Consider the following 14650-nt stretch of genomic DNA (forward strand, 5'->3'; position numbering starts at 1 on the left):
CTAGGGGGCGCTCTGGGGGCGGTAGGGGGTTAGTGCTGCGCCGGGCCGCCGTAGGGTCATCGCGAACAACCAACAATCCCCGAAGAAGCTCTCTGTTTCGACAATTGCCGCCGCGCTGACCCGTGAGTCGATATTGACCCGGGTCTGCCCGGCTGGGGCTAGTGGCGGGAGACGTAGATGGAGAACGAGGAGAAGCTTCTCGGGTACCTGAAGCGGGCCACCACCGATCTGCGTGAGGCCCGTCGGCAGTTGCGTCAGGCCGAGCGTCGGGAATACGACCCGATCGCGATCGTCGGTATGAGCTGCCGCTTCCCGGGTGGTGTGGACGGTCCGGCCGCCCTGTGGCAGCTTCTGGTCGACGGCACCGACGCGGTCGGCGACTTTCCCGACGACCGGGGCTGGAACGTCGAGGACATCTACGACCCCGACGATTCCAAGACCGGTAAGACGTACGCGAAGACCGGCGGTTTCCTTTCCGACGCCGCGCTATTCGACCCCGAATTCTTCGGCATTTCCCCACGCGAGGCGATCGCGATGGACCCGCAGCAGCGGCTGCTGCTGGAGGCGTCCTGGGAGGCGTTCGAATCGGCCGGCATCGACCCGACCTCGGTCCGTGGCAGCCGTACCGGCGTGTTCGCCGGACTGATGTACCACGACTACTCCAGCCGACTGCCGCAGGTGCCCGCCGAGCTGGAGGGTTTCATCGGCAATGGCAACACCGGCAGCATCCTGTCCGGCCGGGTCGCCTACGTGCTGGGCCTGGAGGGCCCCGCCCTCACCGTGGACACCGCCTGCTCGTCGTCGCTGGTCGCGCTGCACCTGGCCATCCAGTCGCTGCGCCGCGAGGAGTGCACCCTGGCACTGGCCGGTGGGGTGACGGTGATGGCCACTCCGGAGACGTTCGTGGACTTCAGCCGCCAGCGGGGACTGGCCGCCGACGGCCGGTGCAAGCCGTTCGCCGCCGCCGCCGACGGCACCGGCTGGGCCGAGGGCGTCGGGATGCTGCTGGTCGAGCGGCTCTCCGACGCCCAGCGGCACGGGCACCGGGTGCTGGCCGTCGTCCGGGGCACCGCGGTCAACCAGGACGGCGCGAGCAGCGGCCTCACCGCCCCCAACGGCCCCTCGCAGCGGCGGGTCATCGCCGACGCCCTCGCCAACGCCCGGCTCACCGCCGACCAGGTCGACGCCGTCGAGGCGCACGGCACCGGCACCCGGCTCGGTGACCCGATCGAGGCGCAGGCGCTGCTCGCCACGTACGGGCGGGACCGGGAACAGCCGCTCTGGCTCGGCTCGGTGAAGTCGAACCTGGGGCACACCCAGGCCGCCGCCGGTGTCGCCGGTGTGATCAAGATGGTGTTGGCGATGCAGCACGGTGTGCTGCCCCGCACCCTGCACGTCGACCGGCCCACCCCGCACGTCGACTGGACGGCGGGCGACGTCCGGCTGCTCACCGAGCCGGTCGACTGGCCGGCCACCGGGCGACCCCGACGGGCGGCCGTGTCGTCGTTCGGGCTCAGCGGCACCAACGCGCACGTGGTGCTGGAGCAGGCAGTCGAGGCCGCCGACCCGGACGACATCGCCGCACCGACGCCGGCCGCCGAGCCGCCGGTGCTGCTCTGGCCGCTGTCCGGCCGGTCGGCGGCGGCGCTGGCCGGGCAGGCCGCCCGGCTGCGCGGTTTCCTCACCGACGAGCGTCCGGTGGACGTCGGGTTCTCGTTGGGTGCGGGTCGGGCCGGGTTGGAGTTCCGGGGGGTGGCGGTGGGCCGTGGGGCCGCCGAGCTGTCCGCCGGTCTGGAGGCCCTGGCCGCTGGCGGTGGTGTGTCGGGTCGGGTCACTGCGGGTCGTACGGCGGTGGTGTTCACCGGGCAGGGTGCGCAGCGGGTGGGGATGGGTCGTGAGTTGGCGGCGGCGTTCCCGGTGTTCGCGGCTGCGTTGGACGAGGTGTGTGCGGCGTTCGGGCCGTTGTTGGACGGTGATCTGCGGGAGGTGATGTTCGCCGACCCAGATGGGGTTCTCGATCAGACGGGGTGGACGCAGCCGGCTCTGTTCGCGGTGGAGGTGGCCCTGTTCCGGCTGGCCGAATCCTGGGGTCTCAAGCCGGATTTCGTGGCGGGTCATTCGATCGGTGAGCTTGCCGCCGCGCACGTGGCCGGTGTCTGGTCTCTCGATGATGCCTGTCGGGTGGTGGCGGCGCGTGGTGGTTTGATGCAGGCGCTTCCGGCGGGTGGGGCGATGCTGGCGATTGCCGCGCCGCTTGCCGAGCTGGATCTGGGTGACATCGACGTGGCGGCCGTCAACGGTCCCCGGGCGGTGGTCGTGTCCGGCACCGAGGAGCAGATCGCCGCCCTGGAGTCCCGGCTTGAGGTGAAGACGCGTCGGTTGCGGGTGTCGCATGCGTTCCACTCGCATCTGATGGACCCGATGCTGGCCGGGTACGGGCTGGTGGTCGACGGGGTGACCGCGAATGCGGCGACCATTCCGCTGGTGTCGACCGCGACCGGTGACCTGGCCACCGACGCCGAGTTGGGTGGCGTCGGCTACTGGCAGGGTCAGGTGCGGGGCACGGTGCGGTTCGCTGACGCGGTCGCCGTCCTCGCCGCACGCGGAGTCACCCGGTTCATCGAGATCGGGCCGGACAGTGTGCTCACCGCCATGGTCGCCGACTGCGTCGAGGACGCCACCGCCATCGCGCTCCAGCGCCGCAGGCGTGGGCAGGACGAGAACGCGCCCGACGACGGCCAGGTGCAGGCGTACGCGGTCGGCATGGCCCAGGCGTGGGCCAGCGGGACCGCCCTGGACTGGGCGGCGGTGAACCCGGGCGGCCGGCAGGTCGACCTGCCCACCTACGCCTTCCAGCACCAGCGGTACTGGCTCGACGTGCCGCCCGGCAGCGGCGACACCACCGGTCTCGGCCAGCTCCCCGCCGACCACCCGCTGCTCGGCGCTGTCGTCGACCTGCCCGACACCGGTGGCGTGGTGCTCACCGGCCGGCTCTCCCGCAGCACCCAGCCGTGGCTCGCCGACCACGCCGTGTTCGACACCGTCCTCGTCCCCGGCACCGGGCTGGTCGAACTCGCCCTGCGCGCGGGTGACCAGGTCGGCTGCCCGGTCCTCGACGAACTGACCATCAACGCGCCGCTGGTGCTGCCCGCCGACGGGGGTCTGGCCCTGCGGGTCACCGTCGACGCCGCAGACGACAGCGGCGCGCGTAGCCTCGGGATCTGGACCCGGGCCGACGACGCGGCCGACGACACCGGCTGGACCCGGCACGCCGAAGGGGTCCTGGTCCGGCAGGCCGGGGCCGACCCGGCCGCCGCCGACCTCACCGAGTGGCCGCCCGCCGGTGCCGAACCCGTCGACCTCGACGGCCTCTACGACCGGCTGCGCGACCACGGCTACGGCTACGGGCCGGTGTTCCAGGGGCTGCGCGCGGTGTGGCGGCGCGGCGACGGCGACGCCGCCGAGGTGTGGGCCGAGGCGGCGCTGCCCGAGGTGGCCGCCGCCGACGCGTCCCGGTTCCTGCTGCATCCGGCGCTGCTCGACGCCGCCCTGCACGCCAACCTGGTCGACGAGGGCGCGGGCGACACCCCGCTGCCGTTCTCCTGGCGCGGCGTCACCCTGCACGCCGCACACGCCGCCACCCTGCGCATCAGGATCTCCCCGGCCACCGGCGACAAGCTGGCCGTCACCGTCGCCGACGGACACGGCAACCCGGTCGCCACCATCGACCAGGTGGTGGCCCGGCCGGTCGCCGCCGACGCGCTCGGCGTCGCCGGCAACCGGCACCTGTACGAGGTGGCCTGGCAGCCCGTCCCCACCCCGGCCGCCGCCACCGGCACCTGGACCGCGCTCGACGTCGACGCGGAACTGCCCGAACCCGCCCCCGACACCGTCGTGGTCACCCTCGACCCGTCCGGCACCCCGCCGGCCGCCGTGCACGGGGCCACCGAACGCCTGCTGGGGCTGCTGCGCCGCTGGCTCGGCCACCCGGCGTACGCCGACAGCACGCTCGCCCTGCTCACCCGGGACGCGGTCGGGGCCGGTGACACCCCGGTCGACCCCGCTGCGGCGGCCCTGTGGGGGCTGGTCCGGGCGGCCGAGGCCGAACACCCGGGCCGGTTCGTCCTGGTCGACACCGACGACAGCGGCACCGACCACCTGGCGGCGGCCCTGGCCACCGGCGAACCCGAGGTGGCCGTCCGCGACGGCGGGCTGCTGGTACCCCGGCTGACCCGGGTCGGCACCGACGCGCCCGCCGACGGTGCCTGGGCCACCGACCGCACCGTCCTGATCACCGGCGGGCTCGGCGGGCTGGGCAGCCTCGTCGCCCGGCACCTGGTCACCCGGCACGGCGTACGCCGGCTGCTGTTGACCGGGCGCAGCGGCGCGGCCACGCCCGGCGCGGCGGACCTGGTCGCGGACCTCACCGCCGCCGGTGCGGACGTGACGGTCGCGGCCTGCGACGTCGCCGACCGGGACGCGGTCGCCGCCCTGCTCACCGACCACCCGGTCGGCGCGGTGGTGCACGCCGCCGGCACCGCCGAGAACGCGCTGGTCGACGCCCTCACCCCCGAGCAACTGCACCGGGTGCTGCGGCCCAAGGTGGACGCCGCCTGGCACCTGCACGACCTCACCCGCGACCACGACCTGACCGCCTTCGTGTTGTTCTCCTCGTCGGCGGGCTGGGTGGCCGGGGCCGGGCAGGGCAACTACGCCGCCGCGAACCTCTTCCTCGACGCCCTCGCCCAACGCCGCCGCGCCGACGGGCTGCCCGCCACCTCCCTGGCCTACGGCCTGTGGGCCACCGGCACCGGGATGGGCGGCCACCTCGACGACGCCGACCTGCACCGGATGCGCCGGCTCGGGATGCCCGCGATGAGCACCGACGAGGGGCTGGCGTTGTTCGACGCGGCCGTCGCCGCCGGACGGCCCACGACCGTACCGGTGCGCCTGGACCTGGACGCGTTGCGGCGACGCACCGACGCGCTGCCCGCCGTGCTGCGCGGCCTGGTCCGTACCCCCGCCCGACCGACCGCCGCCGGAGCGGGTGCGGCGGCCGACGGCCCGCCGCTGGCGCAGCGCCTCGCCGGCCTCTCCGACGCCGACCGGGACACCCTGCTGCTCGACCTGGTCCGCACGCACGCCGCCGCCGTGCTGGGCTTCCCCGGCCCGGCGTCGGTGGAACCCGGCCGCGCGTTCAAGGACCTCGGCTTCGACTCCCTCGCCGCCGTCGAGTTCCGCAACGTGCTCAGCACCGTCACCGGGCTGCGGCTGCCTGCCACCCTCGTCTTCGACCACCCCGAACCCACCGCCCTGGCCCGCGCGCTCAAGGCCGACCTGGTGGTGCCCGACGCCGACCCGGCAGGTGCGGTGCTCGCCGACCTCGACCGGCTGGAGAAGGCCCTGACCGAGGTGCCCGGCGCGGAACACGCCCGGCTCACCGCCCGGCTCGAGGCGGTGCTGCGCGGCTGGCAGGACCGCACCGGCCGCCCCGACGACGACACCCCGCACGACTACGAGTCCGCCACCGACGAGGAACTGTTCGACGTGCTGGAGAACGAACTCGGCCTCTCCTGACGGCAGCCTCCGACGAACCTCCGGCGCGGGAAAGATTGGTGTGAACGATGGCGAACGACGACAAGCTCCGGACCTTCCTCAAGCGCGCCACCGCCGAACTGCAACAGGCCAACCGGCGGCTGCGTGAGGTGGAGGGCCGGGACCAGGAGCCGATCGCGATCGTCGGCATGGGCTGCCGCTACCCCGGCGGGGTCCGGTCGCCGGAGGACCTGTGGCGGCTCGTCGCCGACGGCACCGACGCCATCTCCGGCTTCCCCACCGACCGGGGCTGGGACGTCGACGGCGTCTACGACCCGGAACCCGGCAAGCCCGGCAAGAGCTACACCCGGCACGGTGGTTTCCTCTACGACGCCGCCGACTTCGACCCCGGGTTCTTCGGGATGAGCCCCCGCGAGGCGGTGGAGACGGACCCGCAGCAGCGCCTGCTGCTGGAGGCGTCCTGGGAGGCGTTCGAGCACGGCGGCATCGACCCGGTCGCCCTCAAGGGCAGCGCCACCGGCGTCTTCGTCGGCGTGATGCACCACGACTACGTCGACAGCACCACCTCCGGCAGCCTCGTCTCCGGCCGGGTCGCCTACAACCTGGGCCTGGAGGGGCCGGCGATCACCGTCGACACCGCCTGCTCGTCGTCGTCGGTGGCGATGCACCTGGCCTGCCAGTCGCTGCGCAAGGAGGAGTGCGGGCTGGCCCTGGCCGGCGGGGTCGCCGTGATGGCCACCCCGCAACTCTTCGTCGAGTTCAGCAGGCAGCGCGCGCTGTCCCCGGACGGCCGGTGCCGGTCCTTCGGCGACGGTGCGGACGGCGCGGCCTGGTCCGAGGGCGTCGGGGTGCTGGTGCTGGAGCGGCTCTCCGACGCGCAGCGCAACGGGCACCGCGTCTACGGGCTGATCCGGGGTTCGGCAGTCAACCAGGACGGTGCGAGCAACGGGTTGACCGCGCCGAACGGGCCGGCCCAGCAGCGGGTGATCCGGGCGGCGCTGGCCAACGCCCGGCTCTCCGTCGCCGACGTGGACGTGGTCGAGGCGCACGGCACCGGCACCACCCTCGGTGACCCGATCGAGGCGCAGGCCGTGCTCGCCACCTACGGCCGGGACCGGGAGACGCCACTGTTCCTCGGCTCGATCAAGTCGAACATCGGGCACGCCCAGGCCGCCGCCGGGGTCGCCGGTGTGATCAAGATGGTGATGGCGATGCGGCACGGCACCCTGCCGCGCACCCTGCACGCCGAGACGCCGTCCCGGCAGGTCGACTGGGACGCCGGGGACGTGCGGCTGCTCACCGAACAGGTCGACTGGCCGGCGCTGGACCGGCCGCGCCGCGCCGGCGTGTCGTCGTTCGGCATCAGCGGCACCAACGTGCACCTCATCGTCGAGCAGGCCCCGCCCGTCGAGGCCGGCACGCCGGGGCCGACCCCGCCGGTCGTCCTCTGGCCGGTGTCGGGGCGTTCCCCCGAGGGGATGGCCCGCCAGGCCGCCCGGATCGCCGCCTTCGCCGCCGACTCCGACGAGCGTCCGGTGGATGTCGGGTTCTCGTTGGGTGCGGGTCGGGCCGGGTTGGAGTTCCGTGGGGTGGCGGTGGGCCGTGGGGCCGCCGAGCTGTCCGCCGGGCTCGACGCCCTGGCCGCCGGCACCGGTGTGTCGGGTCGGATCACCACGGGTCGTACGGCGGTGGTGTTCACCGGTCAGGGTGCGCAGCGGGTCGGGATGGGTCGTGACCTGGCGGCGGCGTTCCCGGTGTTCGCGGCTGCTCTGGATGAGGTGTGTGCGGCGTTCGGGCCGCTGCTCGACGGTGACTTGCGGGAGGTGATGTTCACCGACCCCGATGGTGTCCTCGATCAGACCGGGTGGACGCAGCCGGCCCTGTTCGCGGTCGAGGTGGCCCTGTTCCGCCTCGCCGAGTCGTGGGGGTTGAAGCCGGACTTCGTGGCGGGTCACTCGATCGGTGAGTTGGCCGCCGCGCACGTCGCGGGTGTCTGGTCCCTGGAGGACGCGTGCCGGGTCGTCGCGGCGCGGGGTGGTCTGATGCAGGCCCTTCCCGCCGGTGGCGCGATGTTGGCGATCGCCGCGCCGCTTGCCGAGTTGGACCTCGGCGACATCGACGTGGCGGCGGTGAACGGTCCGCGCGCGGTCGTGGTGTCGGGCACCGAGGAGCAGATCGCCGCCCTGGAAGCGTCGCTGGAGGTGAAGACGCGTCGGTTGCGGGTGTCGCACGCGTTCCACTCGCACCTGATGGACCCGATGCTCGCGCAGTACGGGCAGGTGGTCGACGGGGTGACCGCGAACCCGGCGGGCGTCCCGCTGGTGTCCACCGCGACCGGTGACCTCGCCACCGACGAGGAACTCGGCTCGGTCGAATACTGGCAGGGTCAGGTGCGGGGGACCGTCCGGTTCGCCGACGCCGTCGCCGCCCTCGCGGCCCGTGGGGTGACCCGGTTCATCGAGATCGGGCCGGACAGTGTGCTCACCGCGATGGTCGCCGACTGCGTGGAGGACGTTGCGGCGATCGCGGTGCAGCGGCGGGACCGGGAGCAGGTCACCGCGTACGCCGCCGGGATGGCGCAGGCGTGGACCACCGGCGTCGACCTCGACTGGACGGCCGTGCAACCGGGGGCGCGGCAGGTCGACCTGCCCGGCTACGCCTTCGCCCGGCAGCGGTACTGGCTGGCCGCCCCCACCGCCGCCCCGGCCACCGTCACCGACGACTGGCGCTACCGGGTCGTGTGGCGGGCCGCCGACCTGCCCACCGGGCCGGAACTCAGCGGCGACTGGTGGCTCGTCACCCCGGAGACGCTCACCGACGACCCCCGGGTCACCGCCCTGGCCGACGCGCTCGCCGCCCGGGGTGCCACCGTCACCCGGCTCACCGGCACCGACCCGCTCACCGGCCGGGGCACCCCCCTCGGGGTCGTCTCGCTGCTCGGCCTCGACGACACCCCGGACCCGTACGACGCCGGGCTGTCCGCCGGCGTCACCGGCACCGTACGACTCGTGCACGCCCTCGCCGCCGCCGAGTTCACCGGCCGGCTCTGGTGCCTCACCACCGGCGGCGTCGCCGTCGACAGGTACGAGGACCTGCCGCACGCCGCACAGGCCGGCCTCTGGGGGCTCGGCACGGTGCTCTCCCTCGACTACCCCGGCTGGTGGGGCGGCCTGGTCGACCTGCCCGCCGACTGGACGCCCGACACCCTCGACCGGCTCGTCGACGTGCTCGCCGACGGCGGCGAGGACCAGGTGGCCCTGCGTACCGCCGGGGTGTTGGCACGGCGGATGGTGCGCTGGCCCGTCGCCGGCAGCCCCGAACGGCGCTACACGCCCACCGGCACGGTGCTGGTCACCGGCGGCACCGGCGGGATCGGCGCGCACCTCACCGAATGGCTCCTCGACCGGGGGGCCGAGCGGGTGGTGCTGGCCAGCCGACGCGGCCCCGCCGCCCCCGGGACCGCCGATCTGGCCGCCCGCCTGCCCGGCGTCGAGGTAGTCGCCTGCGACGTGGCCGACCGGGACGCGGTCGCCGCGCTGCTCGACGGGATCGGCGACGACCTGACCGCCGTCTTCCACGCCGCCGGGGTGCTCTACGACCCGGCCCCGCTCGGCGACACCAGCCTCGACGACTTCGCCGCCGTGTGCCGGGCCAAGGTGCTCGGCGCGACCCACCTCGACGCGCTGCTCGGCGACCGGCCGCTCGACGCGTTCGTGCTGTTCGCCTCCGGCGCGGCCGTCTGGGGCAGCGCCGGGCAGGCCGCCTACGGCACCGGCAACGCCTGGCTCGACGCGCTGGCCCACCAGCGCCGCCGCCGGGGCCTGACCGCCACCTCGGTGGCCTGGGGCACCTGGGGCGGCGGTGGCATGGTGGACGAGCAGGCCACCGAACACCTCCTGCGGCAGGGCACCCCGCCGATGGAACCGCGCCTCGCCCTCGGCACGCTCCAGCAGGTCCTCGACCACGACGAGAGCCACCTCGTGGTCACCGACATCGACTGGGCCCGGTTCACCCCGATCTACACCCTGGCCCGGCCCCGCCCGCTGCTCGCCGCGCTCCCCGACGCCCAACCGGGCCCGACCGCCGTTCCGGCCGCGTCCACCGACACCTCCGTGCTGGCCGGGCTGCCCGAGGCCGAGCGGCTGCCGTACCTGCTGGACACCGTCCGCGTCCAGGTCGCCGCCGTCCTCGGGTACGACGCGACGACCAGCGTGGACGTCCAGCGGCCGTTCCGGGAACTCGGGTTCGACTCGCTGACCGCCGTGGAGCTGCGCAACGCCCTCGGCGCGGCCGTCGGGCTGCGGCTGCCGGCGACCATGGTCTACGACCACCCGACCCCCGCCGTGCTGGCCCGCCACCTGTACGACGAACTCGTCGGCACCGCCGCCCCGACCGCCGTCACGTCCGGCGTCGGCGGGTCCGACCCCGACGAGCCGATCGCCATCATCGGGATGAGCTGCCGCTACCCCGGCGGCGTCCGGTCCCCGGAGGACCTGTGGCGGCTGGTCGACAGCGGCACCGACGCGATCAGCGCGTTCCCCGTCGACCGGGGCTGGGACTCCGACGCCCTCTTCGACGCCGACCCGGACCAGCCCGGGACCAGCTACGTCCGCTCCGGCGGCTTCGTCTACGAGGCGGGCGCGTTCGACGCCGAGTTCTTCGGCATCTCGCCCCGCGAGGCGATCGCCATGGACCCGCAGCAGCGACTGATGCTGGAGGTCACCTGGGAGGCGGTCGAGCGGGCCGGGATGGACCCGGAGGCGCTGCGCGGCAGCCCCGTCGGGGTGTTCGTCGGCTCCGGCGCCCAGGACTACGGCGACCTGCTCGGCCTCGCCCCTGCCGAGTCGGAGGCGTACCTGAGCACCGGCAGTTCCGCGTCGGTGATCTCCGGCCGGGTGTCGTACGCGTTCGGGTTCGAGGGGCCGTCGATGACCGTCGACACGGCGTGTTCGTCGTCGCTCGTCGCGCTGCACCTCGCCAGCCAGGCGCTGCGGGCCGGTGAGTGCACCACCGCCGTCGCCGGTGGGGTGCTGGTGATGTCGAACCCCACCCCGTTCGTGGCGTTCAGCCGGCAGCGGGGGCTCGCCCCGGACGGCCGGTGCAAGTCGTTCTCCGACGACGCCGACGGCACCGGCTGGGCCGAGGGTGTCGGGGTGCTGATGCTGGAACGGCTCTCCGACGCGCAGCGCAACGGGCACCGCGTCTACGGGCTGATCCGGGGTTCAGCCGTCAACCAGGACGGCGCGTCGAACGGGCTGACCGCGCCGAACGGGCCGGCCCAGCAGCGGGTGATCCGGGCGGCGCTGGCCAACGCCCGGATCACCCCCGACGCGGTCGACGCGGTCGAGGCGCACGGCACCGGCACCACCCTCGGCGACCCGATCGAGGCGCAGGCGCTGCTCGCCACGTACGGCCGGGACCGGGACCGCCCCCTGTGGCTCGGCTCGATCAAGTCCAACATGGGTCACGCCCAGGCCGCCGCCGGCATGGCCGGGGTGATCAAGATGGTGATGGCGATGCGGCACGGGACGCTGCCGCGCACGTTGCACGCCGAAACCCCGTCCCGGCAGGTCGACTGGGCGGCCGGGGACGTGCGGCTGCTCACCGAGCCGGTCGACTGGCCGGCCGGGGACCGCCCGCGCCGGGCCGGGGTGTCGTCGTTCGGTATCAGCGGCACCAACGCCCACGTGATCGTGGAGGAGGCCCCGCCTGCCGAGCCGGCCACGCCGGCCGCGACCCCCGAGCCGCCGGTGGCGCTCTGGCCGCTGTCCGCCCGGTCGGCCGGTGCGCTGGCCGAGCAGGCCGACCGCCTGCGGGACTTCCTCACCGATGAGCGTCCGGTCGACGTCGGGTATTCGCTGGCCGTCGGTCGGGCGGCGCTGGATCACCGGGCGGTGGCCGTCGGTGGCACGGCCGCCGACCTGGCCGCCGGCCTCGAAGCCCTGGCCGCGGGCACCGGCCCGTCGGGTCGGGTCACCGGGGGTCGTACGGCGGTGGTGTTCACCGGTCAGGGTGCGCAGCGGGTGGGGATGGGTCGTGAGTTGGCCGAAGCGTTCCCGGTGTTCGCGGCTGCGTTGGACGAGGTGTGTGCGGCGTTCGGGCCGTTGCTCGACGGTGATCTGCGGGAGGTGATGTTCACTGACCCCGACGGGGTTCTGGATCAGACGGGGTGGACGCAGCCGGCGTTGTTCGCGGTCGAGGTGGCCCTGTTCCGTCTCGCGGAGTCGTGGGGATTGAAGCCCGATTTCGTGGCCGGTCATTCGATCGGTGAGTTGGCCGCCGCGCACGTGGCCGGTGTGTGGTCGTTGGAGGACGCGTGTCGGGTGGTGGCGGCGCGTGGTGGTCTGATGCAGGCGCTTCCGGCGGGTGGGGCGATGCTGGCGATCGCCGCGCCGCTGGATGAACTGGACCTGGGCGATGTCGACGTGGCGGCGGTGAACGGCCCCCGCGCGGTGGTGGTGTCCGGCACCGAGGAGCAGATCGGCGCGCTGGAGGCGTCGCTGGAGGTGAAGACGCGTCGGCTGCGGGTGTCGCACGCGTTCCACTCGCACCTGATGGACCCGATGCTGGCCGGGTACGGGCTGGTGGTCGACGGGGTGACCGCGAATGCGGCGACCATTCCGCTGGTGTCGACCGCGACCGGTGACCTGGCCACCGACGCCGAGTTGGGTGGCGTCGGCTACTGGCAGGGTCAGGTGCGGGGCACCGTCCGGTTCGCCGACGCGGTCGCCGTCCTCGCCGCACGCGGAGTCACCCGGTTCATCGAGATCGGGCCGGACAGTGTGCTCACCGCGATGGTCGCCGACAGCCTCGACGACATGGTGACCATCGCGCTGCAACGCCGGGACCGGGAACAGGTCGAGGCGTACGCCACCGGGATGGCGCAGGCGTGGACCACCGGCGTCGACCTCGACTGGGCGGCGGTCAACCCCGGCGGCCGGACCGTCGACCTGCCCACCTACGCCTTCCAGCACCAGCGGTACTGGATCGAGCCCGAGGCCACCACCGGCACCGGCACCGACGAGGCCGACGGCGGATTCTGGGACGCCGTCGACCGGGGCGACACCGAGGTGCTCGCCGACGGTCTCGGCGTCGCCCCGGGCGTCGTCACCGAGGTGCTGCCCGGCCTCGCCGCCTGGCGGGCCCGGCAACGGGACACGGCCACCGTGGACGACTGGCGGTACCGGGTGGTGTGGCGCTCCACCGAGCTGCCCGACGGCGGCGACCTCACCGGCACCTGGTGGCTCGTCGTACCGGCCGCGTCGACAGGTGACGCCCGGGTGTCCGCCCTCGCCGCCGGACTGGCCGCCCGGGGCGTCGACGTCGTCACCGTCACCGGCACCGAGCTGCCCGCCGGGGACACCCCCGCCGGGGTGCTGTCCCTGCTCGCCCTCGACGACACCCCGGACGCCGTCGACGCCGGACTGTCCGTCGGCGTCACCGACACCGTCGCGTTGATCCAGGCGCTCACCGCCACCGACTTCGCCGGCCGGATCTGGTGCCTCACCGCGGGCGGCATCGCCGTCGACCGGTTCGAGGAACTGCCGCACCCCGCGCAGGGCGCGCTGTGGGGCCTCGGCACCGTGCTGTCCCTGGAATACCCGCACTCCTGGGGTGGCCTGGTCGACCTGCCCACCGACTGGACCGACGAGCACGTCGCACGGCTCGCCGACGTGCTCGCCGCCGGCGCGGAGGACCAGGTGGCCGTCCGTACCGCCGGGGTGCTGGCCCGGCGGCTGGTCCGCTGGCCGGCCGCCGGCAACCCCGAACGGCGCTACACGCCCACCGGCACGGTGCTGGTCACCGGCGGCACCGGTGGCATCGGCGGGCACCTGACCGAATGGCTGATCGACCAGGGTGCCCGGCGGGTGGTGCTGGCGAGCCGGCGGGGCGCGGCGGCCCCGGGCGCGGCGGAGCTGACGGCCCGGCATCCGGGTGTCGAGGTGGTGGCGTGTGACGTGGCGGACCGGGAGTCGGTCGCCGCGCTCCTGGCCGACCTCGGTGACGAGCTGACCGCCGTGTTCCACGCCGCCGGGGTGCTGCACCAGGAGAGGTCGCTCCCGGAGACCAGCGTGGCCGAGTTCGCCGAGGTGTGCCGGGCGAAGGTGCTCGGTGCGGTGCACCTGGACGAGTTGACCGCCGACCGGCCGTTGGACGCGTTCGTGGTGTTCTCCTCCGGTGCGGCGGTCTGGGGCAGTGCCGGTCAGGCGGGGTACGCGACGGCCAACGCGTACCTGGACGCGCTGGCGCACCGGCGGCGCAGTCGGGGGGCGGTCGCCACCTCGGTCGCCTGGGGCAGCTGGGCCGGCGGCGGGATGGCCGACGGGGAGGCCACCGCGCACCTGCGCCGGCAGGGCACCCCGCCGATGGAACCCCGGCTCGCCGTCCGGGCGCTGCGGGAGGCCCTCGACCACGACGAGAGCCACCTCGTCGTCGCCGACATCGACTGGACCCGGTTCACCCCGATCTACACCCTGGCCCGGCCCCGGCCGCTGCTGGCCGCGCTGCCCGACGCCCAACCCGAGGCCGAACCGGCCACCCCGGTCACCGTGACCGCCGACCTCGCCGGCCGGCTCGCCGCGATGCCGTCACCGGACCGCCTGGACACCGTCCTTGCGCTGGTCCGCGACCAGGTCGCCGCCGTCCTCGGGTACGCCTCCGGCGCGGACGTCGACCCGGAGCGGGCGTTCAAGGAGGCCGGCTTCGACTCGCTGACCGCCGTCGAGCTGCGTAACCGGCTCACCACCGAGACCGCGCTGCGGCTGCCCGCCACGCTGGTCTTCGACTATCCGACCCCGACCGAGCTGGCCCAGCAACTGCTCACCGAACTGGTGCCCGCCGACGCCGGGGGCGTCACCCTGCTCGACGACCTCGACCGGCTCCAGGCCGCGCTGTCCACCCTGGACGCCGACGCGGTCGCCGCGCTCGACGAGAGCACCCGGGCCGGGGTGGGGGAGCGGCTGCGCACCATGCTCGCCGCGTGGACCGCCGGTCAACGCCCGGCCGAGGTCGCCAGCGTCACCGAGGATCTCGACACCGCCTCCGACGACGACCTCTTCGACTTCATCGACAGCAAGTTCGGCACCTCATGATC

1 protein-coding gene and 1 pseudogene are annotated in these 14650 nt (G+C 74.3%); both read left to right on the top strand.

Going from position 1 to position 14650, the window contains the following annotated elements; all coding sequences use genetic code 11:
• Positions 1-177: 177 nt before the first annotated feature.
• Positions 178-5577 (top strand): annotated as a pseudogene (locus JQN84_RS05260) (type I polyketide synthase); the annotation flags it as partial.
• A 47-nt stretch (positions 5578-5624) separates the two neighbouring features.
• Positions 5625-14648, top strand: coding sequence for a type I polyketide synthase (locus tag JQN84_RS05265; RefSeq protein WP_204957224.1), 9024 nt, complete (start codon positions 5625-5627; stop codon positions 14646-14648).
• Positions 14649-14650: the final 2 nt, after the last annotated feature.

The sequence above is a fragment of the Micromonospora humidisoli genome, from assembly GCF_016900955.1.
Classification (GTDB): domain Bacteria; phylum Actinomycetota; class Actinomycetes; order Mycobacteriales; family Micromonosporaceae; genus Micromonospora; species Micromonospora wenchangensis.